We start from the raw sequence: 22332 nt of genomic DNA, 5'->3' as shown, positions 1-22332 counted from the left end.
CAGCTCCGGACTCAGCGCAGGCCGCCTCGAACTGAGCGCAGGTCGCCTCGAACTGAGCGCAGGTCGCCTCGAACTGAGCGCAGGCCGCCCAGAACTGAGCGCAGGCCGTCCCGAACTCAGCGCCGGGCGGCCCCGAACCAGCGCCGGCCGCCCCGCTCCGGCCCGGGAGCCGGCCGGGCCGGGGCGGCCGGGAGTGCCTGTGTCCGAACGCCGCACCGGGCGCCCGGCTTGCGGGCCGGTCCGGGTTTGGCCGAGGTGGCGGCGCCGTCAGGACGACCGTGCTGGTGCGGCGGGCGCTGCGTCTCGGCCCGTGACGCCGACCGTGAAACGGCGGCCCGGGTTGGGGCCCGGCGTGGCGGTGATGCGCAGCGGCCGGTCCGGCCGGGTGGGGGTGATCGTCAGGTGGCGGAGCACCAGCGCCATGGTGGCGACCGACAACACCTCGGTCATGCCCGCGCCCAGGCAGGTGTGGCTGCCGACCGAGAACGGGGCGTAGACCGAGGCCTTGCGGGCGGCGGCGAAATCGCGGTCGATGTCGAAACGGGCGGGCTCGGGGAAGTGCTCGGGCAGTTGGTGCGGCACCGAGGTGGCGACCAGCACCCGGCGGCCCGCGTCGATGCGGTAGCCCTCGAAGTCGAAGTCTTGAGTCACCGTGCGGGCGGAGCCGGGCGCCGGTGGGTACACGCGGAGCGTTTCCATGGTCAGGCCCTGCAGTGCGGGCATGTGACGCAGCCGTTCGAAGGTGAGTGGGCCGTCGTCGGCCTCGGCGGTCACGCGCGCGAGCACGCCGGGGTTTCGCAGCAGCGCGTGCAGCATGAAGCTGTAGAGGTAGGCCAGCGTGTTGATGCCCGCGAAATAGCCCTGCAGCGCCATCCCGGCCCGCACGTCGAGGGGATACGGCTCGCCGTTCTCGTCGACCGCGTCGAGGGCCCGGTCGAGCAGGTCGCGCGGGCCGCCCGGGCGGGGCGACGCCGCTCGCTCCTGCAACGCGGACCGGGCGAAGGCCAGGATCTCGGCGCGGGCCCGGCGATAGGCGGGCCACCGCAGCGTCGCGGCCGGCCACTTGCCTGCGATCGTCACGTCGAGAACCAGCTCGAACGCCGACCGCAGCGTCTCGAAGCGGGCCGCGGAACTCTCCCCGGTCAGCGCGATCGACAGCTGGGCCGCGGCCAGCCGCTGGAACCGGTCGACCACCGGCAGCGCCGGCTGCCCCCGCCACTCGCCGATCAGGCGCTCGGTCTCGGCCGTCACCTCGGGCCACCGCGCGGCCAGCAGATCCCTCGACAGGCCGGTGGCCAGCACCTTGCGCAGATGCCGGTGCGGACGGCCGCGCAGCACGTGCACCCGCATGCCGAACTCGCGGTTGAGCCCGCCGAAGCTCTGCTCGCTGGAGAACACCTCGTCGCCGTGCTCGAGCAGGAACCGGTTGGCCCGCTCGCCGGCCATGATGACGAACGCCTGATTGAGCGCGCGCACCCGATAGACCGGACCCATCTCGTGATAGGTATCCACGAAGAACTGCTGGACGTCGCCCATCATCCGAAGAGCGTTTCCCAGTACGGGAATCCCGGGCGCGGCCGGCGGTGAGGTCATGCGTACATTCTGGACCGGGCGCGCTAGTCGAGCCAGGTTACGTCAGGACCACCCTCGGCGCCCAGCCGTTCCCGGGCCGCGGGCCGGTCCCGGTCGCCGCGCCCGATGACGTCCACCCCGGCCGGCGTGACCAGCGACCGCTCGAAGGCCAGCACGACCAGTTCCCGGTCGTCGCTGACGTGGGTCACCCGCCACCGGCTGCTCAGCACCCCGAGCACGCCGTTCCCCCGCCAGGTGAAGAGCCCGCCCGCGGCATCGAACCGGTCGACACCGGCGATCCTCCGGGTCGCGCCCGACCGCGTCCGATAGCTCACCACGTCGCGCAGGGCGAGCGGGGAGCCGGGCAGTTCCTCGTACGAGAAAAGGGGTCGTAGCCGCCGCCCGGACAGCCACATCGGGAAGGTCGTCGCCAGGACCCGCCACTCGCCGGGCAGGGTCGCGCGCAGCAGCGCCTCATCAGCCATCGCTCGCTTCTATGCGACCTGGTCGTCGAGGTCAAGACCTGAGGGCCTCCGTCGGGGTCAGACGCGACGCGTGCACCGCCGGATACACGCCGGCGACCAGGCCGACCAGCGCCGAACCGCCGAGGCCGGCGAGCGTGGCGGGCAGCGGCACGACGATCGGCCAGCCCTGGTGGTGGGCGTAGGCGGCGGTCAGCAGCACCCCGAGCGCCGCCCCGGCCACCCCGCCCAGAATGGACAGCACGGCCGCCTCGGTGAGGAACTGGGCCCGGATCTGACCACGGGTGCTGCCCAGCGCGCGGCGCAGACCGATCTCGGCGCGGCGCTCGAGCACCGAGACCACCATCGTGTTGGCGACGCCGACCCCGCCCACCAGCAACGCCACGGCGCCCAGGCCGAGCAGGAGGACCGAGAACGCCGCCTCGGTGGCGCGCTTGGCCGCCAGGGCGTCCGACGGGCGGGTGACCCGGACGTTGTCCGGCGCGGCCGGGTCGACCGTCGCCGGAAGCACCCCGCGCACAGCCTCGATCAAAGACTCCTGAGCCCGTACGTACATGGTGGTGGGACGGTCGTCGAAGCCGAGCGCCTGCCGCGCCACCGACCAGCCGACCAGCACCGAGCGGTCGACGTCGGGGGCCAGCGGGATCGGGTCGAGCACGCCCGTCACGGTGAACCAGCGCTTGCCGATGATCACTTGCGGGGCGGGACCGGAGGCCGGGATCGCGTCGAAACCGAGCCTGGTCGCGGCCACGGCGCCCAGCACCACGGCCGGGAACGCCTGCTCGGCCGGGGTGAGCCAGTGCCCGCTGCGGACCCGGGCGTCGAGCACGGCGAGCAGGTCCGGCCGGGTGGCCCGGACGGTCAGGCCGGAGCCGTCGCGGGGGTCGGTGCGGTCGGAGCGCCGCACCACCGCCCCGGTGCTCGCGGTCGCGGTGACCTCGGTGACCGGCGCGATCCGTTCCACCATGGCGACCGACCCGGCGGGCAACCCTCCCGCCGCACCGTCGCGCTGAGCCGGGACGACCTCGAGCAGGTCGGCGCCGAGCGCGGCCAGTTGCCGGTCCAGCGCGGCCTGGCTGGAGGCGGGAATGCCGGTGACCACGACCATGGTGGCCAGACCGATCGCGATGCCGAGGGCGGACAGGGCCGCGCGGGTGCGCCGCGTGCGGAGGCCGGACACACCCAGCTCGAGCCAGTCGAGCGGGCTCACCGGCCGGTCACCGGACGGCCGTCGAGGATCATGCTGACGTCCCGTACGGCGGGCACCGGGGTCACGAGGTCGTCACCACCCGGGTGCCCTCGGCCAGACCGGTGCCGCTGATCTCGACCAGGCCGCCGGCGAACATGCCCGTCTCGACGGCGACCATCCCCGCCCCCTCGACCTGCACCGCGTATCCGCCTTCGGCCAGCGCGAGCAGGGCGCCGACCGGAGCCACGAGCACGTCCCGGCGGGTCTCGGCGGGGAACTCCACCTCGACGGGCGCGGCGTCGAGGCGCGCCACCGCGGCCGGCTTGCCGAGGGCGATCGTCACGGTGACGGTCGGCGGGGATCCGTCGTCGCCCGCCCGCACGGTTGCGGCGACGCCACCGACCTGGCCGGGCACGGCGCGTTCGTCCGGCAGCCGTACGGTGACCCGGTCGCCGCGGCGGATCGAGCCGGCCTCGCCCAGTTCGGCCTGCACGGTGACGACCTTGGCGGTCGGCGTGACGGTCATCAGCGGGGCCTCGGCGGCATCGCCGGTCAGCGCGGCCAGCGACTCGACCCGGACCGCGCCGGTGAGCACGGCGACATCCCCGGCGCCGATCGTGCCGGTGACCGGCAGGCCGACGTCGTCCTGCCAGCGCTTGACCGCGGCGATCAGGTCCGGGGTCAGCACGTCCTCGCCGGCGCGCACCACGGCCCGGGCCTCCCGCGCGGGCTTCGCGGCGGTCGGCCGAAGCCGTTCGTCCGGCGCAGGCTCGGCCGCGGGCAACCGGACCCGTTCGCCCTTCGAGTAGCGGCGGCCGACGGAGTAGCCGAGCGCTTTGAGGTTCTGCCGGACGACCCGGACGTCGCGGCCGATCATGTTGGGCTGCGAGAGCGGCCGGAACAGCGGGAGCCCGCCATAGAACAGCGGCACGGGCTTGTCGTCGACGCGGTACAACGCCTTGCCCCGTGAGACCACTGTGCCCGGCGCCGGCAGCCACGTGACCACCCCGGCCCGGCCACCCTTGACCGGCCTCGCCGTGCCGTACCCCAGCTGCCCGGTCAGCGCGACGCTCGACGTCAGGTCCTGCCGGGACAGCGCCGCGGTGGCCGCTTTCACGGGCGCGGGGGCCGGTTCGACGTCCGGGCTCCGCGCGAACCACACCGCGGCGGCCAGCCCCACCACGAGCGCCGGAACGGCCCGCACCACGGGCCGGGATTTCAGCATGTGGCGGATTGTGGCCGAACATATTTAGGAACCTGTTAGCGCGGCCCGGGAAAGGGACGGCGGCCCCTATAGTCGTCGCCGTGCGCGCGTATTTGCTGATTGCCGAGGACGATCCCGCCCAGGCCGAGGGGATGCGCCGCTATCTGGTCGCCGACGGCCACGAAACCGTCGTGGTGCACGACGGCCGGGCCGCACTTCAGCAGGTGAGGCTGCGTCCCCCCGATCTGCTGGTGCTCGATGTGATGATGCCCGGGCTGGACGGGATCAACCTGAGCCGGATACTGCGGGCCGAATCCGATATTCCCATCCTGATGCTGACGGCCCGCTCCGGAGAGGACGATTTGCTGACCGGATTCGACGGCGGGGCCGACGATTACCTGACGAAGCCGTATTCGCCCCGGGAATTGGTCGCGCGGATCCGGGCCCTGCTGCGCCGCAGCCACGGACGGGGCGAGGCGACCACCACGCTGACCGTGGGCGACCTCGTCGTCGACCCCGGCCGGCACGAGGTCCGCATCGACGGCGTCGCGGTCGACTGCACACCCGGCGAGTTCGCCCTGCTGGCCGCGATGGCCGCCGGGCCCGAGCGGGTCTTCACCCGAGCCCAGCTGCTCAAGTACACCAACGGCGTCGAGCGGGACTCGGTCGAACGCAGCATCGACGTGCACGTCCTCAACCTCCGCCGCAAGATCGAACCCGACCCCCGCCGGCCGTCCCGGCTGGTCACCGTCTACGGCATCGGCTACAAGCTCACCGCCGGGCCGGCCTGATGGACGCCCCGCGGGTGCCGCCGTACCAGAGCCTGACCTTCCGCCTGCTCGCCACCTCGCTGGCCATCGCCGCGGTGGCCGTGCTGGCCACGGCCTGGCTGGCCTCGCAGTCCACCTCGCAGGCCATCAAGCAGCAGCTGGGCCGGTCGCTGAGCGAGGACAAGGGCGTCTACGACGAACTGCTGACGTACGCGGCCACCCACCGCGACTGGTCGGCCGTGCAACCTCTGGTCGCCGCGCGGGCTACCAAGCTCAACCGGCGGATCACGCTGATGACCGGGAACCGGCAGACCATCGCCGACTCGGCCACCGGCCCCTCGCTGGCCACCGCCCGCCCGTCCGCGACCGTCGACCCGCTCTCGGTCGACCTGGGCCTGACCGGGCGCACCGACCGCATCGATCCGCGCGTCGTCGGCCCCTACCGGCTGACGACGGCCGAGCAGCGGACGATGCGCGCCGAGCTGGCGGCCGCGCGGCAGTGCCTGGACGGCTTCGGCAGCACGGGCCAGATCGTCGCCGGCCCGCACGCCCGTCCCAAGGTGGTCGTCACCCAGCTGGGCAAGCAGACGGACACCTGTGCCCTGGTCCCGTCGACGGCCAGGACCGAGGAGCGCCCGCTGGCGGCCTTGCGGAAGCTCGTCGCCACTTGCGCCGGCGAGAAGGACCCGGAGCAGGTGGGTCTCGCGCCCGACCTGACTGTCTTCATCTCCGATCCGGCCACCGGACTGAACGACCCCGATCGCATGGCGCGCGCGGCCGGATGCGTCGACAAGGCCCGGCGGACCCAGCTCGAGCCGTACGTCGCCCCGCCCGCGCTGCTGTTCGTCACCGACCCGGCCGACCCCCTGTTTCCGCTCTCCCGGGAAAATGTCGTCCGCACCGGGACGGTCACCGCCGTCGTGCTGCTCCTGGCCGTGCTCGTCACCGTGCTCGTCGGCCGGCGCCTGGTCCGGCCCCTGCGCGCCCTCACCGAGGCGGCCCGGCGGCCCGGCGCCTACCAGCGGGTCCCGGTCACCGGCCGGGACGAGATCGGCTATCTGGCGGCCGCGCTCAACGAGCTGGCCGACCGTCGCGAGCAGTCCGAGCAGCAGCGCCAGGCCATGGTCAACGACGTCGCGCACGAGCTGCGCAATCCGCTGACCAACCTCCGGACCTGGCTCGAGGCCGTACGCGACGGGCTGGCCACCGTGGACGGGCCGGTGCTCACGCTCCTGCAGGATCAGACCGCGCAGCTCCAGCACCTCGTCGACGACCTGCGCGACCTCGCCGCGGCCGACGCGGGCACGCTGCGCATGCACCCCGAGCCGACCTTCATCAACGACACCGTGGCCCAGGTGACCGACGCCCACCTGCCCAACGCCACCACCGCCGAGGTGCGCCTGCTCACCGAGCACGACGGCGACCCCGAGGTGGTGGTGGACCCGGTGCGGCTGAGCCAGCTGATCGGCAACCTGCTCTCCAACGCGATCCGCCACAGCCGGCCCGGCGGCACGGTGACCGTCCGCACCGGCGTCGCCGGCGGCCACCTGACGGTCGCGGTGGCCGACACCGGCGTGGGCATCGCCCCGGGCGACCTGCCCAAGGTCTTCGACCGGTTCTGGCGGGCCGACGAATCCCGCTCGCGCAGCACCGGCGGCAGCGGCCTCGGCCTGCCGATCGCCCGCCAGATAGCCGCGGCCCACGGCGGCGACCTCACCGTCGAAAGCGAACCCGGCCGGGGAACCACGTTCACCGCCCGGCTGCCGGCCCAACCGGTTCCTGACATCAGTATGTGAATCTCCCGGCCATGTCACAGAAAATGCTTGCTTCCATGGTCGTCGGCCTAGTCGTTCTCCTCGCCGGATGTTCGAGCGGCCGGACCGGAGAAACCACCGGAGTCGCCACCCTGCAGTCGGCGGCGCCGGCCGCGTCGTCCGGAGCCGGCGATCAGCGGCCGGTGTTCCCGTTGGACGCGGGCGACGACGACCGGCGGGCGATGGCCCAGCCCTGGGAGGACTGCCTGGTGCGCAAGGGCGGCGCTAAGTTCAAGGGCAACGCCGAGGTGCTGGTCGTCAAGGGCGGCGTCCACACCGAGGACGCGCGGGAGAAGGCGGTGTTCCAGGCCTGCGAAGCCCAGCAGCCCGAATCGTTCGAGCAGCACCAGCAACGTACGGACCTGACCGCCTTCAAGGACAACCAGCGCGAGTGGTACCGCTGCGCCCAGGACGCGGGCTACAAGCTGACCCCGCCCGACCCGGCCACCGGCCAGTTCGGCCTCACCGAGGTCGGCCCGAACGGCGACGCCGGCTCCCCGAAGATGGAGGCCTGCCGGCGCGAGGCTTTCGCGAGCTGACCGCCGGTCCGGTCGTGGTCACGGCGCCAGGTCGATCCGGATGTCGTCGGAGATGTCGGGCAGGACCGTCACAGTGCAGGTGCCGGGATCCCAGTGGCCCGGCACCAGCAGCCACCGGTCGGCGGTGTGAGCCAGGACGCGAAGGCCGCTGTAGCGGTAGGCGTATTTGGAGCCGGCGCCGGACAGCTGCTCGACCGCGACGCCGGGGCCGGTGATGAAGAGGCGTTCGTGACTGTAGACGACCGCTCGGGCCTGCAGGGGCAGCGAGAGCTCGAACGCCTCGGCGGCCTCCCGGCCCCGTTGGTGGGCGTAGGTGGCGACGGCCCAGAAGACGGCCACCAGCAGCGCCGCGGTCAGCAGCAGGATCCGGACCGTACGGGTGCGGTCGAAGACCTCGCGGAAGGGTGCGGGCAGCTCGAAGCGGGAGACCAGGTGGGCGACGTAGGCGGCCAGCAGCGTCGCCGTCAGCAGGGCGACCGGCGGGAGGACCGCATCGCCCAGGCTGGTCAGCCCGGTGAGTCCGGCGATCGCGGCCGCCATCGTGGACAGGAATGCCGCGGCGACGGCGAGGAGAAGCCGGCGTTTCGCCCGGGCGCCGGCGCGCGCGAGCCAGGGCGTCAAGGCGTAGTGAAGAGCCAGCGCGGTCAGGGCGACCAGCAGCGCGACGGCCAACGGTCCGAAGGCGACCCGCGCGCTGCCGACGACGTAGCCCGTACGGGTAATGCCGGCGCTGGTCAGGTCGACGCCGAAGTGGGCGAAGAACTCCTGGTAGCGGACGTAGCCGAAGTAGTAGAGTGCCCCGGTCACGACGGTGACCGGGGCCAGCACCTGGAATCCGAGCTCGGCGATCCGGGCGACCGCCGGGCCTTCGCCCTCAGGTGGCATCGGGGGCCGGGGTCTCGACCGGCTCCGTCGCGGGGGAGCCGTCCACTTCCGGTTTCGGCGACTCGGTGGGGCTGGGCGAGGGGGTTTCGGGCGGCTGGGCATCGGTGATCTCGTCGATGACCGGATCCGGCGCGGGCAGCCGCAGACGGACATCGCTCTCGGAATCGGAGTCGTCGACCAGCACGACCTCGTCGGCGGACCTACTGAGGATCATGCAGTAGTCGAAATCGCCGCATGTCTCCTCGTCCGGGGCGACCGATTCCGCGGGCGGAGCGTCCTGGGGAAAGCCCTCGTGGCATTTGTCGTCGGGGGTGATCTCCTGGGCCTGGGAGCAGGTTTCCAGGATCCGGTCCCGCTGCTTCTTGGTCAGGCCGACCCGTACGGTGTCTTTGATCTCGGGCTGCTGGTCGCCACCCATCGGCGGCGCCACGACCGGCCCGGCCCCGGTGGTGCCCGGCGCCGGATCGTCCGGGCCGCATCCGGCTGTCGGCGCGGCCAGAACCAGCGCCGCCATCAGCAGTATCGATGCACGTCGCACGCCGTCCTCCTGGTCATCGGGGTGGCCTTCACGAGCCGGCTTTGATCCCTTCGCACAGCGCGTAGGCAGCCTCGGCGCGGATCGCCTCGCCGGACGACTCGGCCTGGTCGAGGTCGTTGAGGAGGCCGTAGACCGCGGCCGGGCGGACGCCGGCGTAGCCGCCGCCCTGCAGGATCAGGCTTTCGACGTCGTCGGCCGTGAGGGCCGAATAGGCGTCGTGGAGGTAGCAGGCGACCTCGATCGTCTTGCGCGTGTGGGAGCCGGCCAGCTCGCGCATCTCCTGAACCCGGGCCGCGCGTTCCGCCGCCTGCCCGGCCACCTCACCGCCCTCGCGGACCGGCGCCGGCGCCGGGACGTGGACGCGGGGCGGTGGAACGTCGACAGGTGGTGGCTTATGGCAACCCGCCAGGAGCAGGGTCACGGCGGTCGCGAGAACCAGGACACGGGTGGCGGGCGAGACAGTCATGCTTTCAGCATCGGATCGTTCGCGGCCGCCGTCGCCGGTGCTGCCGCCAACCCGACCCCGTACGCGGTGGCAGATCTAGGACGACACCCGCGGATACGATGCGGGTGTGGTGATTCTGCTCGTTCCCCAGGATGTGCTCCGGCCGCGCCGGGTCGATGAGCACTTCGCGGCCGAGGCGGCGGCCGCCCGCACCGTCGGGCTGGTCGACCACGACGCGCTGATGGCCGGGGAGGCCGACCGCGCCGTGGCCCGGGTGCGGGCGGACGGTGAGCCGGCGGTCTATCGCGGGTGGATGCTCAGCGCCGCCGCTTACGACGGGTTCGCCGAGGCGCTGACCCGCCGGGGGATCACGTTGCGGACCGGCGCCGATCAGTATCGGCGCGGGCATGAGCTGCCGGGCTGGTACGCGGCGCTCGCGCCGTTCACCCCCGAGTCGGCGTGGACGGCCGGCGACGATCGGGACGCCTTCGAGCAGGCGTGCGCGGCGCTGGGAACCGGGGCCGCGGTGCTGCGCGACTACACCAAGTCGATGAAGCACCACTGGGACGAGGCCGCCTTCATTCCCGAGCTCGGTGACCCCGACGCCGCCTGGAAGGTCGCCCGGCGGATGCGGGAACTACGCGACGACGACTTCGCCGGTGGCTTCGTGCTGCGGCGCTTCGAGCATTTCGACGGCGCCGAGGCCCGTACGTGGTGGGTCGGCGGAACCTGCCGGATGGTCACCGCCCACCCGGACACCCCGGATCGGCTGCCCCCAGTCGAGATGCCGCCGGGGCTGGCGGACGCCGTGGCCGGGCTGGGCCTGCCGTTCGTCACCGTCGACCTGGCCCGGCGCACGGACGGGGTGTGGCGGGTGATCGAGCTCGGCGACGGGCAGGTCAGCGACCGGCCCGCCACCACGCCGGCCGCGGATTTCGTGACGACGATTGCCGGTTCGCCGGGGACGCGCCCTACCCTGTCCGGATGAGTCTTCTCCAGGACGTGGCGGAACGTGACGGCTGGCGCTGCTGGGTGTGCGACGAGCCGGTGGACGCCGGCATGTCGGTGAACGACCCGCGGGGCCCGAGCGTGGACAGCCGCACCGCCGACAAGAAGGCCAAACTCGCCGAGCGGCTCGCGCACCGGTCCTGCAACACCCGCAAGGGCGCGGTGAAGGTGGTCATCGCCTGGCCCGACCGCCTGCACGTGGTGGAGCCGGCGCCGCTGATCGCCGTCGCCGACCGGCTCGAACGCAAGGGCGGCCGCGAACTCGTCGGCCGGTGCCCGAGCCGGAAGGACGCCCAGGAGGCGGCCGACTGGCTGGTCGACCGGTTCTCCCGGCTGGCGCCCGGCCTGCCGGTCACCGCAAGCGTCGAACCGGGCGGCGGCCAGTTCCTCGTCGCCCTGGCCGCCGGCCGCCGCCGCTGACTATGCGGTGAGCTCAGGGACCGCCTAGCCTCCTGCCCGCACCCGCCCGGGGACGCTCACGACCGGTTCGAGGGGCACGTCGTCGAGCTGCCGGCGCAGTTTCTCGCCTTCGACGTCGACGTCGGGCAGGAGCCGGTCCAGCCATGAGGGTAGCCACCAGGCGGCCTGGCCGAGCAGGGTCATCACGGCCGGCACGATGGTCATCCGGACGACGAACGCGTCGAAGAGCACGGCCGCGGAGAGCGCGAAGCCGATCGATTTGATGAGCGCGTCGGGGGCGATGATGAATCCGGCGAAGACGCTGATCATGATCAGCGCGGCGGCCGTTACCACTCGTGCGCCGTGGCCGAAGCCGGTGATCACGGCCTCGCGGGGTGCGGCGCCGTGTACGTGGTCCTCGCGCATCCGGGTTACCAGGAAGACCTGATAGTCCATGGCCAGGCCGAACACGATGCCGATCACGACGATGGGCAGGGAGCTGACGATCGGCCCGGTCTGCTCGATCCCGAGCAGGGCGGCGCCCCAGCCCCATTGGAAGAGTGCCACCAGGGCGCCGAAGGTGGCGGCGAGGCTGAGCAGGAAGCCCAGGGTGGCCTTGATCGGCACCAGCACCGACCGGAAGACCAACATGAGCAGCAGGAACGCCAGACCCACGACCACTGCCAGGTAGGGCAGGAGGGCGTCGGCGAGTTTGGTCGAGATGTCGATGTTGATGGCGGTCAGGCCGACGACGCCGATGCCCGCGCCGGTGATGGTGCCGTCGAGGCTGCGGATGGCTTGTACGAGGTCTTTGGTCGCGGTGTCGCCGGGTCCGCTGGTGGGAATGACGGTGAGCAGGGCGGTGTCCCCGGCGGGGTTGACGGCGGTGGTGGCGGCCGTGGTGACGCCGGGCAGGGCGGTGATTTGCTGTACGACCTGTCCGGCGGTGCTCTTCGCGGCGCCGGCCGGGGTGTCGACCACGACGGTGAGTGGGCCGTTGAAACCGGCGCCGAAGCCGGTGGCCAGCAGATCGTAGGCCTTGCGCTGGGTGGTGCCGGTTGCGGCGTTTCCGTCGTCCGGCATGCCCAGTCGCAGGTCCAGGGCCGGGATCGCGACGATGCCGAGGGCGGCCACGGCGATCAGCAGTGCGGCGACCGGCCGGCGGGCGATCGCGCGGGCCCAGCGGGTGCCGAAGGTGTCGCGGGTGCGCTCGGTGCGGGCGCGTTTGCCGAGGATCCGGCGTCCGGCGAAGCCGAGCATGGCGGGCAGCAGGGTCAGCGCGATGACCACGGCGATGGCCACGGTGAACGCGGCGGCCAGGCCCATCTGGGTCAGGGACGGCACGCCGACCACGGAGAGCGCGGCCAGCGCGATCACGACGGTCAGCCCGGCGAACACGACCGCTGAGCCGGCGGTGCCGACCGCCCGGCCGGCAGATTCCTCGGGTTCGTGGCCGTCAGCGAGTTCGTACCGGTAGCGGGAGACGATGAACAGGGCGTAGTCGATCGAGACGGCGAGGCCGAGCATCAGAGCGAGGATCGGCGTGGTCGAGGACAGGTCGATGAAACCGGTAGCGGCGGTGATCAGGCTGATGCCGATACCGATGCCGAACAGCGCGGTCAGCAGCGGCAGGCCGGCGGCCACCAGCGAACCGAACGTGATCACCAGAACCACGGCGGCCACCGCGACACCGATCACCTCGCCCAGGCCCTGCTCGGCCTGCGGCTGCAGCACGTCTCCGCCGACCTCGACGTTCAGGCCCTTGGCCCGGGCCCGCTCGGCGATGCCGAGGAGCGCGTCGCGGTCGCCGTCGGTCAGCTCCGGGGCGGCCACGCGGTAGGTCGCCTGGGCGAAGCCGACAGTCCCGGCCTGGTTCACGGCGCCGGACCGGAACGGGTCGTTCACCGAGGCGACCTGCGGTGCCTGCCGCAATTCGGCGATGACCTTCTCGACGGCCGCCTTCGTGGCCGGGCTGGTGAGCTGCTGCCCGGCCGGCGCGGCGAACACCACCCGGGCGGTGGCGCCGTCGGCGGAGGCCTGCGGGAACCGTTCTTCCAGCAGGTCGATCACCTGCTGGGAGGGCGTGCCGGGAATCCGGAACTCGTCAGACGTCGAACCGGACAGTGTCGCGGCGCCGGTCACCGTGGCCGCGAGGATTGCCAGCCACAACCCGACGACCGGCCATCGCCGGCGGAACGCCAACCTGCCGAGCCGGTACAGAAACGATGCCATTTCGGGTCTCCTCCGGAGAATCCTGTGTTGCGAAGAACTGGCCGATCGTGCAGTAAGTTGCTGCACGATCGTAAAGCACAGTACTGCACGATCGTGCAGTCGTGTCTTGACGGACGTGCGGTAGTTGACTGCACGATCGGCCAGCTAAGCTGCTCCCAGACAGGGATCAGTCAGGAGTGCGCATGGTTGTGACAGCAGTCCGGTCGGCCGATAGCCGGCAGCGGTTCGTCGACGCCGCGATCCGCCTCTTCGCGCGGCACAGCTTCGCCGGCACGTCGCTGCAGATGATCGCCGACGAGGTGGGGGTCACGAAGTCGGCCGTGCACCACCATTTCCACACCCGCGAAGAACTGCTCACCGCGGTGGTCGAGCCGCTGGCCGGGGAGTTGCGGGCGGCCATCGTGGCGGCCGAGACGCCACGGACCCGGCGGACCCGCGCGGAGCGCATGCTCGCCGGCTTCATCGACGTCGTGATCCGCAACCGCGTCCTGGTCCCCGTGCTGGCCGGCGATCCCGGGGCGATCGAGATCCTGCGCTCGCACGCCGACTGGAACGACCTGGGCGAGCGTCTGCTCAAGCTGCTCGCCGACGTCGATCCCGGCCCCGGCGGCTGGATCAAGGCCGATCTCACCGTCTCCGGGATCGCCTGCGGGAGGGGCATGCGAGCGCTCGAACTCGACGACGACCTGCTGCGTGATCACCTGCTCGGAGCCGGGCGGCGCATCCTCGGCCTCCGCGCCCCGCGCTGCCTCCGCTGACCCGGCGGAAAGTCACCGGCGGCCGGAACAGGACTCACCACGATGCTCGGCAGGTTCGGACGATCGGGTGATCGAGGGCACGAAACGTCGAACTACAAGCCTGTTCTTCGATCAACGACCTTGCCCCTGAGCTGGGCAAACAGCATGGTGGAGGTAAGGCCCGGCCGGTGGCAGCAATGCGGCCGAACTGGATAGCCATCCGCACCCACCGCCGGGTCAGCACCTACAGACTGTAGGTTCGAGAAATGGCATCGGCGCTCGGCCCCTCGTTTCTCGAACCGGAACGGCTGATCTCGACGTTCGGGCTGATCGGCATCCTGGTCCTCGTGTTCGCCGAGTCCGGCCTGCTCGTCGGCTTCTTCCTGCCCGGGGACTCACTGCTGTTCACGGCCGGGCTGCTGGTCGCCGGCGGCACCTATCTGCATCAGCCGCTCTGGCTACTGTGCCTGCTGGTCTCGATCGCCGCGGTGGCCGGCGACCAGTTCGGCTACGTCTTCGGCCGCCGGTTCGGGCCCGCGCTGTTCCGGCGGCCCGACTCGCGGCTGTTCAAGCAGGAGAACCTGACCCGGGCCCGGGAGTTCTTCGCCCGGTACGGCGCCCGGTCGATCGTGCTCGCCCGTTTCGTGCCCATCGTGCGCGCGTTCACCCCGATCATCGCCGGGGCGAGCCACATGCGGTACCGCACGTTCCTCGTCTACAACGTGGCCGGCGGCTCCCTGTGGGCCTGCGGCGTGACGATCCTCGGCTATTTCCTGGGCCAGATTGCGTTCGTGAAGTCCAACATCGAGTTCATCCTCATCGGGATCGTTGCCGTCTCGGTCGTTCCGATCGGCATCGAACTGCTGCGCGCCCGTCGTCGCGCCCGCGCCGCACGCCCGGAGGCCGACGCCGCACGCCCGGAGGCCGACGCCGCACGCCCGGAGGCCGGCGCCGCACGCCCGGAGCCCGGACCGGGACGCTCACGGTCCTGACGGCCGCCGCGCCTCGATGCCGGCCAGCAGTTCGCGCAGCGTCTCGGCGTCCGACTCGTCGAGGGCCGCGGTGAAATGCCGCAGGACCGTGTGGCGATCCGGCTGCCCGGACAGCGCGGCCCGCATCTGCGTCGCGGCGGCGGTGGCGGCGTCCTCGGCCGGCCAGTACGCGTGCCCGCGACCGGCGCGCCGCCGCCGCGCGGTTCCCTTCGCGTGCAGCCGGATCAGGATCGTCTGCACCGTGTTGTAGGCCAGATCGCCGCCGAGCGCCGCCTGCACCTCGGTTGCGCTCCTCGGCCCGTCGGCGGCCCGGAGCACCCCCATGACCGCGGCCTCGAGACTGCCGGGCGCCCGCCGTCCGTCCTTCGTCGTCACCGTCGCCGACCTCCCGCGCCAGGATAGACACGGCGGCCGGCCCGGGACCAAAAAGGCCAGAACGACCATCGCGACCGCAAGAGTGACGCAGGCCACTAGCGGCGGCAGCATCGGCGCAACACCTGCCGTGCCGATGCTGAGGGGGCCGCCCGTGCGGACCAGACAGAGCCGAATCCTCGCCGCGACCGCGGTCGCCGTTCTGGTCACCGCGAGCGCCGCCGGCTGTCAGAAGGACACCGCGGGCGGTGGCACCGCGAGCGGCGCGAACGAGTATCCGACCAAGACGCTGCAGCTGATGGTGCCGGCCGCGCCCGGCGGGGGCTGGGATCTGACCGCCCGCACCATGCAGAAGACGATGACCGACGACAAGCTGCTCGACAAGCCGGTCGAGGTCTACAACGTCACCGGCGCGGCCGGCACGATCGGGCTGGCCCAGCTCGTGTCGAAGAACCGCGGCGACGCGCACCACCTGATGGTGATGGGCCTGGTCATGGTGGGCGGCGTGGTCGCCAACAAGTCGCCGGTCAAGCTCGACCAGATCACCCCGATCGCCACGCTGACCGCCGAGCAGGAAGTCGTGGTCGTCCCGGCCGGGTCCAAGTACACGACGCTCAAGCAGCTCATGGACGACGCCAAGGCCAAGCCGGCCTCGATCAACTGGGGTGGCGGCTCGGCCGGCGGCACCGATCAGATCCTGGTCGGCCTGCTGGCCAAGGCGGCCGGGGCCGACCCCAAGGCGATGAAGTACGTCGCCTACTCCGGCGGCGGCGAGGCCAAGGCGGCGCTGCTGGCCGGGGACCTGACCGCGGCGGTGTCGGGGCAGAGCGAGTTCAAGGATCTGGTGTCGGCGGGCAAGGTGCGGGCGCTGGCCGTCTCGGGGGCCACCGGGGTCGACGTCGGCGCGGGCCAACCGGCGCCGACCATCAAGGAGCAGGGCCTCGACGTCGAGCTGATGAACTGGCGCGGGATCGTGGCGCCGCCCGGCATCAGCGACGCCGACAAGGCCGCGGTTACCGCCTTCGTCGACAAGCTGCACGGCTCACCCGGCTGGACGGCCGCGATGAAGGCGCAGGGCTGGGAGGACTTCTACAAGAGTGGCGACGCGGCGGCGGCCTACTTCACTGCCGAGAACGAGCGCATCACCAGCGTCCTGACCGACATCGGGCTGGGCTAGATGTCGGCAGGGTCCGAGCCGGTGCGGCAGGCTTCCCAGGGCCGCCGCACCGGCGTGGTGCTCGCCGCAGTCCTGCTCGTGGTCGGAGTTCTGCTGCTCTGGTCGGCGGCGACGGCCGAAGGCGACTTCGGGCTGCGGGGGCCGCGGCTCGCCCCGGTCGTGGTGACCGCGGCCTGGGTGGTGGCGGCCGCCTGCTATCTGGTCCTGCAGCTGCGGGGGGAGAAGCCCGAGGAGCCGGACGAGGAGGAGCAGGAGCAGCCGCGGCCCGGGTGGCTCGCCCCGCTCGGTGTGCTGGCCGCCCTGGCCGGATTCGCCATTGCTCTGGAATACGCCGGATTCGTGGTGTCGGCCGCGCTGTTCACCGTTGTGACGGCACGGGTCCTGGGCAGCCGCAGCCTGCTGCGTGACGTCATCGTCGCCATCGTCCTGCCGATCGCGATCTACCTGGCCTTCACCCGGCTGCTCGACATCTTCCTGCCGGCGGGGGTGTTTCCGCTGTGAACGTCTTCGGCGACCTGCTCTCCGGCTTCGGCACGGTCCTCACGCCGGAATACCTGCTGTTCGCGGCGATCGGCGTCACCCTGGGCACGTTCGTCGGGGTGCTGCCCGGCATCGGCCCCGCCCTCACCATCGCGCTGCTGCTGCCGGTCACCTTCAGCCTGGACGACCCGATCGGCACGTTCATCATGTTCGCCGGCATCTACTACGGCGCCATGTACGGCGGATCCACCACCTCGATCCTGCTCAACACGCCGGGGGAGTCGGCGTCGGTGGCCACGGCCATCGAGGGCTATCAGATGGCCCGCCGGGGCCGGGCCAAGGCGGCGCTGGCCACGGCGGCGATCGGGTCCTTCGTGGCCGGCACGATCTCGACCCTGCTGCTCAGCGTGTTCGCGCAGCCGGTGGCCAAGCTGGCGACAACGTTCCGGGCCGCCGACTACTTCGCGCTGGCGTTGCTGGCCATGGTGGCCGTCACGGCGTTGGTCGGGCGTTCCCTCGTACGGGGCCTGCTGTCCCTGATCTTCGGTTTGTTCCTCGGTCTGGTCGGCATCGACGGGCTCACCGGGCAGGCGCGGTTCACCTTCGGCACGATGGAGCTGCTCGAGGGCATCGACGTCGTGGTCGTGATCGTCGGGCTGTTCGCGATCGGCGAGACGCTGTTCGTGGCCAGCCGGATGGGCAGCCTGCCCGAGCACGTGACCCCGCTGGAACCCGGTTCGAGCGGCCGGGGCTGGCTGACCCGCGAGGACTGGCGGCGGTCGTGGGGGCCGTGGCTGCGCGGCACGGCGGTCGGCTTCCCGTTCGGGGCGCTGCCGTCCGGGGGCGCCGACGTTCCCACGTTCCTTTCCTACACGTACGAGAAACGCCGCTCGAAGAACCGCGAACAGTTCGGCCAGGGCGCGATCGAGGGGGTCGCCGGACCCGAGGCGGCCAACAACGCGGCGTTCTCCGGCGTGCTGGTGCCCCTGCTGACCCTCGGCATCCCGACCTCGGCGACGGCCGCGGTGATGCTGGCCGCGTTCCAGATCTTCAACCTGCAGCCCGGCCCGCAGCTGTTCGAACGGTCGCCCGAGCTGGTCTGGGCGCTGATCGCCTCGCTCTACGTCGGCAACGTGCTGCTGCTCGCGCTGAACCTGCCGCTGATCCGGCTCTGGGTCAAGGTCCTGCAGATTCCCCGGCCCATCCTGTACGCGGGCATCCTGGTCTTCGCCACCCTCGGCGTCTACGCCTCGACCGGCAGCGTCAACCAGGTCTTCATCGCGTACGGGATCGGGGTGATCGGCTTCGGCATGCGCCACTTCGACTTCCCGATCGCGCCGGTGATCCTGGGCCTGATCCTCGGACCGATGATGGAGTTGCAGTTCCGCCGGGCGCTGCTGGTCTCCAACGGCGACCTGTCCGTCTTCGTCGCCCGCCCGCTCACCGCCATCCTGCTCGCGCTGGTCGTGGTGGCGGTGCTCGTTCCCTACCTGCCGCGGATCGTCGCGCGGCTGCGCGGGCGGCCCGCCGACAGCAAACGGCTGACCTTCGCGGAGGAGGATTGAGCTCAGGTGACGCCCAGCCGGTTGAGGACCCGGGCCACCCGCCGGCTCTCGTCCTCGATGAACCGGCGGAAGTCGTCACCGGACAGGTACGCCCCCGTCCACCCGAACCGGTCGCGGGCCGCGGCCCAGTCCGCCGAGGCCTCCACCTCGGCGAACATCGACCGGATCCCTTCGGCGGCGGACGCCGGCAGCCCGGGCGGGGCGACCAGCCCACGCCAGTTGCCGACGACGACGTCGAAGCCGGCCGAGCGTACGGTCGGCACCGCCACCCGGCCGACCGTACGCTCGCTGGTCACCGCCAGCGCCCGCAGCTGACCCGACTCGATCTGGTCGGTGTACTCGCTCAGGCCCGACATCGCGAACGCCACCTCGCGGCTGAGGATCGCGGCGAGCAGGTCGCCGCCGCCGTCGTGCCGGGTGTAGGCCACGCGGGCCGGGGACAGACCGGCCGCCTCGGCGAACAGCATGGCGGCGAGATGGTCGGGGCCGCCCACCGCCGAGCCGCCGCCCACCCGCAGGCCCGGATCGGCGCGCCAGGCCTCGACCAGTTCGTCCAGGGACCCGTACGGGGAATCGCGGGTCACCACGACGATCGCCGGCTCCTGCAGCAGGCGGCACACCGGCGTGGTCGCGGCCAGCACGGGCGGGCGGCCGGAGGCGAGCTCGGCCCCGACCAGGCCGAGGCCCATCAGCATCACCAGGTGGCCGTTGCCGTGCTCGTAGTCCAGGCGGCGCAGCCCGACCACGCCGCTCGCGCCGGGCAGGTTGAACACCTCGACGCCGCGCTCCACCCCCGACGACTCGAGCGCGCGGGCCAGCACCCGGGCCGTGATGTCGTAGCCGCTGCCCGGCGGATTGGGGACCATCAGGCGCAGGTTCCCGCCGGATCGCGCGCAGCCACCGAGGGCGCCGGCCAGCGCCGCCCCCAGCACGGTTCGCCGCCGCATGCCCGGCCCCCTTGCGTTTACGCTCTGGAAACACTTCGCTGTGGACGATCCCACAAAGGAGGACCCCGTGCGGCATCGATTGTCGTTCGCCGGTCAGCTGCTGCTCCTGCAACTCGCGATCGTCCTGCTGGTCGTGGGCGCGGTCGCCGCGGTGTCGATCGCCGAGGCCGACGCCTCGTTCCGGCGCGTCGAGGGGGAGCGGCTGCGGTCGGTCGGCGAGAACACCGCGATCAACCGGACCGTACGGCTGGGGCTGGACAACCCGCTCGGCCGCGAGGCGCTGGAGACGGTGGCCGAGAGCGCCCGGGCCGTCTCCGGAGCCTCGTACGTGGTGGTGGCCGACGCCGCCGGAATCGTCGTGACCGGACCCGACGCCGGCCGGCCCGCACCGATGGGTGACAGCACCGGCCTGACCGGACGGTCGTGGGTCGGCGTGATCACCGACGGCGGCCGGTCGCTGGCCGCGCACGTGCCGGTGCTCGACGAGCGCACCGGCGCGTTCATCGGGCTGATCATTGTCGGGCGCACCTATCCGACGGCGGCCGAGCAGTTCGGCACGGCGGTCACCAACCTGCTGACGTACCTGGTGCTGGGCATCGCCCTGGGCGTTGGAGGTTCGCTGCTGCTGGCCCGCCGGGTCAAACGCCAGACCCTCGGCCTGGAACCGCGCGAGATCGCCGGGCTGGTCGAGCACCGCGAGGCGATGCTGCACGGCATCAAGGAGGGCGTGATCGGCACCGACCCGGCGCACCGCGTGACGCTGGCCAACGACGAGGCGATCCGGCTGCTCGGCATGCCGTCCGACCTGGTCGGCCGTTCGCTCGAGGACCAGCGGCTGGAACCGGCCCTGCTCGACGTGCTGACCGGGCGGTCCGAGGGCGTCGACCAGGTGGTGCTCAGCGACGACCGGGTGGTCGTGCTCAACCGGCAGCCGGTGGTCATGCGCGACCGCACGGTCGGCTCGGTGACCACGCTGCGCGACCGCACCGAGCTGACCGCGCTGCGGCGCGAACTCGACGTCAGCCGGCACACCACCGACACGCTGCGGGCGCAGGCCCACGAGTTCGTGAACCGGCTGCACACCATCGCCGGGCTGGTCGAGCTGGGCGAGCACGACGAGGTGGTCCGCTACATCACCAGCACCAGCGAGCTGCACGAGAGCCTCGACCGCGAGGTGACCGAGGTCATCCGGGACACCGCCCTGGCCGCGCTGCTGATCGCCAAGGCCAGCCTGGCCGGCGAGCAGGGCGTGACGCTGTCGATCGGCGAGGGCACCGACCTGCCCCCGGTCGGCGACCGGCTCTCGGCCGACCTGGTCACGGTGGTCGGCAACCTGGTCGACAACGCCTTCGACGCGCTGGAACCCGGCGGCGCCATCGCGGTGACCGTACGCGAGGACGGCGGCGAGGTGGTGGTCACGGTGACCGACAGCGGGCCCGGCGTCGCCCCCGAGCTGGCCGAACGGGTCTTCCAGCAGGGCTACAGCACCAAGGACGAGAAGCAGGGCCACCACGGGCTCGGCCTCGCCATGATCCGGCTGATCTGCGGGCGCCGCGGCGGGAGCGTACGGGTGTCGGGGTCGACTTTCACGGCCCGGCTGGGGCTCTCGTGATCCGGGTGCTGGTGGTCGACGACGACTTCATGGTGGCCCGCATCCACCGCGGCTACGTCGACCGGGTCGCCGGTTACACCACGGTCGGCGCCGTCCACACCGGCGCCGAGGCGCTGACCCAGGTGGCTTCCCTACGGCCGGATCTGGTGCTGCTCGACATCTATCTGCCCGACCTGAGCGGGCTCGAGGTGCTCAAACGGCTGCGCGCGGGCGGCGACGGCCCCGACGTGCTGGCGGTGACCGCGGCCCGCGACGTGCAGACCGTCCGGACCGCCCTGCACGGCGGGGTCGTGCACTACCTGCTGAAACCGTTCACCTTCGACGTGCTGCGCGACCGGCTGGAACGCTACGCGGCCGCGTACGGGCGGCTGGCCGACACGACCGCCGTGGACCAGGCCGACGTCGACGACCTGTTCGTGGCCCTGCGCACCACGGCCGCGCCGCTGCCCAAGGGCCTGACCGCCGACACGTCGGTGCTGATCGCCGACGCCATGCGGGCCACCGAGGGCGACCTGTCCGCGGCTGAGTGCGCCGAACGCATCGGCCTCTCCCGGGTCAGCACGCGCCGCTACCTGGAACACTTCGTCGCGGCCGGAAAGGCCGAGGTCCGCCTGCGCTACGGCTCCGCGGGCCGCCCGCAGCGGCGCTACCGCTGGATCGGCTGATCAGCTCGGACATCAGAAGTCGGCGACGGCCCTGGCGGTCGGCGGCGGCGGGCCGATGTCCCCGACCGGGATGGTGGCGGACGGCTCGGTGGTCAGGCGGGCCGAGCTCATGCGGTCGAGGCGGAACCACCGGATCGACTCGCGGCTGCGGCAGTGTCCCACCAGAAACCACTGCCCGGCCGTACGGGCGAGGACCACCGGGTCGACGTGCCGGACGGTCGCCCGGCCGCGCCCGTCGCGGTAGTCCACCACGAGGACGCATTGCTCCTGCAACGATCGCTCGACGGTGCGGCGGATCCGGGTGCCGGCCGGTGGATCGGTGTGGTCGATCCAGACCCGGTCGTTCACCCCGGTGGCGCGTTTGCGGGCCGGCGCGTCCATCACGCTCAGGGCCTTGACGAGCGCCGCGCGCGCATAGTCGTCGAAGGGCTGCCCCCGGTGGGCGGCCACGGCGGCGGCCAGCCCCGAGATCTCGGCGTCGGTGAAGTTGACCGGCGGCAGCGTGGCCGCCTTGTCGACGACGTAGCCCCCGCCCGGCCCGGGCCGCGCCCACACCGGGAAGCCGCCGTGCTGCAGGGCCGAGATGTCGCGCTTGATGGTCCGGGTGCTGACCTCGAAGATCTCGGCCAGGCGCTCGGCGGTGCGCCCCGCCGGCCCGGCCCGGCGCAGCTCTTCCCTCAGCGCGTACAGCCGGTCGGTGCGGTTCAT

23 protein-coding genes are annotated in these 22332 nt (G+C 72.2%); 12 read left to right on the top strand and 11 right to left on the bottom strand.

Annotation, left to right across the window (positions count from 1 at the left end; translation table 11 throughout):
- Nucleotides 1–267: 267 nt before the first annotated feature.
- The 4 genes from ACZ3I4_RS24335 to ACZ3I4_RS24320 all read right to left on the bottom strand — a co-directional run bounded on the left by ACZ3I4_RS24335 (nt 268) and on the right by ACZ3I4_RS24320 (nt 4468).
- On the bottom strand, nt 268–1593 hold the full coding sequence (locus ACZ3I4_RS24335; RefSeq protein ID WP_465384297.1) for a cytochrome P450: 1326 nt from the start codon (nt 1591–1593) through the stop codon (nt 268–270).
- A 23-nt stretch (nt 1594–1616) separates the two neighbouring features.
- The gene (locus ACZ3I4_RS24330; protein ID WP_465384296.1) at nt 1617–2057 is read right to left on the bottom strand and encodes a hypothetical protein; all 441 of its coding nucleotides are present in this window, start codon (nt 2055–2057) and stop codon (nt 1617–1619) included.
- A 31-nt stretch (nt 2058–2088) separates the two neighbouring features.
- Nucleotides 2089–3264 (bottom strand): ABC transporter permease, encoded by a 1176-nt coding sequence (locus tag ACZ3I4_RS24325; RefSeq protein ID WP_465384295.1) that lies wholly within the window; start codon nt 3262–3264, stop codon nt 2089–2091.
- 61 nt (nt 3265–3325) lie between these two features.
- Complete coding sequence (locus ACZ3I4_RS24320) at nt 3326–4468, bottom strand: efflux RND transporter periplasmic adaptor subunit (RefSeq protein ID WP_465384294.1); 1143 nt, start codon at nt 4466–4468, stop codon at nt 3326–3328.
- Nucleotides 4469–4548: 80 nt separating this feature from the next.
- Between ACZ3I4_RS24320 and ACZ3I4_RS24315 the strand changes: the two genes are divergently transcribed.
- The 3 genes from ACZ3I4_RS24315 to ACZ3I4_RS24305 are packed head-to-tail and all read left to right on the top strand — an operon-like array spanning nt 4549 to nt 7570.
- Nucleotides 4549–5238 carry a response regulator gene (locus tag ACZ3I4_RS24315; protein WP_465384293.1) on the top strand — a complete coding sequence of 230 codons (690 nt, stop codon included), beginning with the start codon at nt 4549–4551 and terminating at the stop codon, nt 5236–5238.
- Nucleotides 5238–7013, top strand: a complete 1776-nt coding sequence (locus ACZ3I4_RS24310; protein ID WP_465384292.1) for a sensor histidine kinase — start codon at nt 5238–5240, stop codon at nt 7011–7013. The genes ACZ3I4_RS24315 and ACZ3I4_RS24310 overlap by 1 nt, the downstream gene beginning before the upstream one ends.
- Before the next feature lie 35 nt (nt 7014–7048).
- Nucleotides 7049–7570 (top strand): hypothetical protein, encoded by a 522-nt coding sequence (locus ACZ3I4_RS24305; RefSeq protein ID WP_465384291.1) that lies wholly within the window; start codon nt 7049–7051, stop codon nt 7568–7570.
- A gap of 18 nt (nt 7571–7588) precedes the next feature.
- Here ACZ3I4_RS24305 and ACZ3I4_RS24300 read toward each other — a convergent pair whose 3' ends face one another.
- Genes ACZ3I4_RS24300 through ACZ3I4_RS24290 form a run of 3 tightly spaced genes read right to left on the bottom strand, consistent with a single transcriptional unit; the run spans nt 7589 to nt 9459 of the window.
- Nucleotides 7589–8455 (bottom strand): hypothetical protein, encoded by an 867-nt coding sequence (locus tag ACZ3I4_RS24300; RefSeq protein WP_465384290.1) that lies wholly within the window; start codon nt 8453–8455, stop codon nt 7589–7591.
- Nucleotides 8445–8993 (bottom strand): hypothetical protein, encoded by a 549-nt coding sequence (locus tag ACZ3I4_RS24295; protein WP_465384289.1) that lies wholly within the window; start codon nt 8991–8993, stop codon nt 8445–8447. Before ACZ3I4_RS24295 ends, ACZ3I4_RS24300 begins: the two co-directional genes overlap by 11 nt.
- 28 nt (nt 8994–9021) lie before the next feature.
- Nucleotides 9022–9459 (bottom strand): hypothetical protein, encoded by a 438-nt coding sequence (locus ACZ3I4_RS24290; RefSeq protein WP_465384288.1) that lies wholly within the window; start codon nt 9457–9459, stop codon nt 9022–9024.
- 106 nt (nt 9460–9565) lie between these two features.
- Here ACZ3I4_RS24290 and ACZ3I4_RS24285 point away from each other — a divergent pair, with 106 nt between their 5' ends.
- The gene (locus ACZ3I4_RS24285; protein WP_465384287.1) at nt 9566–10426 is read left to right on the top strand and encodes an ATP-grasp domain-containing protein; all 861 of its coding nucleotides are present in this window, start codon (nt 9566–9568) and stop codon (nt 10424–10426) included.
- On the top strand, nt 10423–10866 hold the full coding sequence (locus ACZ3I4_RS24280; RefSeq protein ID WP_465384286.1) for a hypothetical protein: 444 nt from the start codon (nt 10423–10425) through the stop codon (nt 10864–10866). Before ACZ3I4_RS24285 ends, ACZ3I4_RS24280 begins: the two co-directional genes overlap by 4 nt.
- 24 nt (nt 10867–10890) lie before the next feature.
- Here the strand turns inward: ACZ3I4_RS24280 and ACZ3I4_RS24275 are convergent, their stop codons facing one another.
- Nucleotides 10891–13077 (bottom strand): MMPL family transporter, encoded by a 2187-nt coding sequence (locus ACZ3I4_RS24275; RefSeq protein WP_465384285.1) that lies wholly within the window; start codon nt 13075–13077, stop codon nt 10891–10893.
- Between the two features lie 182 nt (nt 13078–13259).
- On the opposite strand from ACZ3I4_RS24275, the gene ACZ3I4_RS24270 reads away from it, so the two are divergent.
- Complete coding sequence (locus ACZ3I4_RS24270) at nt 13260–13835, top strand: TetR/AcrR family transcriptional regulator (RefSeq protein WP_465384284.1); 576 nt, start codon at nt 13260–13262, stop codon at nt 13833–13835.
- Nucleotides 13836–14080: 245 nt separating this feature from the next.
- Nucleotides 14081–14806, top strand: a complete 726-nt coding sequence (locus ACZ3I4_RS24265) for a DedA family protein (RefSeq protein ID WP_465384283.1) — start codon at nt 14081–14083, stop codon at nt 14804–14806.
- Here ACZ3I4_RS24265 and ACZ3I4_RS24260 read toward each other — a convergent pair.
- Nucleotides 14795–15181 carry a BlaI/MecI/CopY family transcriptional regulator gene (locus ACZ3I4_RS24260; protein WP_465384282.1) on the bottom strand — a complete coding sequence of 129 codons (387 nt, stop codon included), beginning with the start codon at nt 15179–15181 and terminating at the stop codon, nt 14795–14797. The genes ACZ3I4_RS24265 and ACZ3I4_RS24260 overlap by 12 nt on opposite strands.
- A gap of 151 nt (nt 15182–15332) precedes the next feature.
- Between ACZ3I4_RS24260 and ACZ3I4_RS24255 the strand changes: the two genes are divergently transcribed.
- The 3 genes from ACZ3I4_RS24255 to ACZ3I4_RS24245 are packed head-to-tail and all read left to right on the top strand — an operon-like array spanning nt 15333 to nt 18400.
- Nucleotides 15333–16355 (top strand): Bug family tripartite tricarboxylate transporter substrate binding protein, encoded by a 1023-nt coding sequence (locus tag ACZ3I4_RS24255; protein WP_465384281.1) that lies wholly within the window; start codon nt 15333–15335, stop codon nt 16353–16355.
- Nucleotides 16356–16856 carry a tripartite tricarboxylate transporter TctB family protein gene (locus ACZ3I4_RS24250; protein WP_465384280.1) on the top strand — a complete coding sequence of 167 codons (501 nt, stop codon included), beginning with the start codon at nt 16356–16358 and terminating at the stop codon, nt 16854–16856.
- Nucleotides 16853–18400 (top strand): tripartite tricarboxylate transporter permease, encoded by a 1548-nt coding sequence (locus tag ACZ3I4_RS24245; RefSeq protein WP_465384279.1) that lies wholly within the window; start codon nt 16853–16855, stop codon nt 18398–18400. Before ACZ3I4_RS24250 ends, ACZ3I4_RS24245 begins: the two co-directional genes overlap by 4 nt.
- A 2-nt stretch (nt 18401–18402) precedes the next feature.
- On the opposite strand, the gene ACZ3I4_RS24240 is transcribed toward ACZ3I4_RS24245, so the two are convergent.
- Nucleotides 18403–19347, bottom strand: a complete 945-nt coding sequence (locus tag ACZ3I4_RS24240) for a Bug family tripartite tricarboxylate transporter substrate binding protein (protein ID WP_465384278.1) — start codon at nt 19345–19347, stop codon at nt 18403–18405.
- Between the two features lie 67 nt (nt 19348–19414).
- Here ACZ3I4_RS24240 and ACZ3I4_RS24235 point away from each other — a divergent pair, with 67 nt between their 5' ends.
- Complete coding sequence (locus ACZ3I4_RS24235) at nt 19415–20959, top strand: sensor histidine kinase (protein ID WP_465384277.1); 1545 nt, start codon at nt 19415–19417, stop codon at nt 20957–20959.
- A complete protein-coding gene (locus ACZ3I4_RS24230) occupies nt 20956–21624 on the top strand; it encodes a response regulator (protein WP_465384276.1) in 669 nt (222 codons plus the stop codon). Before ACZ3I4_RS24235 ends, ACZ3I4_RS24230 begins: the two co-directional genes overlap by 4 nt.
- A gap of 12 nt (nt 21625–21636) precedes the next feature.
- On the opposite strand, the gene ACZ3I4_RS24225 is transcribed toward ACZ3I4_RS24230, so the two are convergent.
- Nucleotides 21637–22332: a helix-turn-helix transcriptional regulator gene (locus ACZ3I4_RS24225; protein ID WP_465384275.1), complete on the bottom strand. Its 696-nt coding sequence runs from the start codon at nt 22330–22332 to the stop codon at nt 21637–21639.

It is taken from the genome of Actinoplanes sp. NPDC021490, from assembly GCF_055562135.1.
The sequence above is the reverse complement of the archived record's forward strand: the minus strand, read 5'-3'. Positions and strand labels throughout refer to the sequence as shown.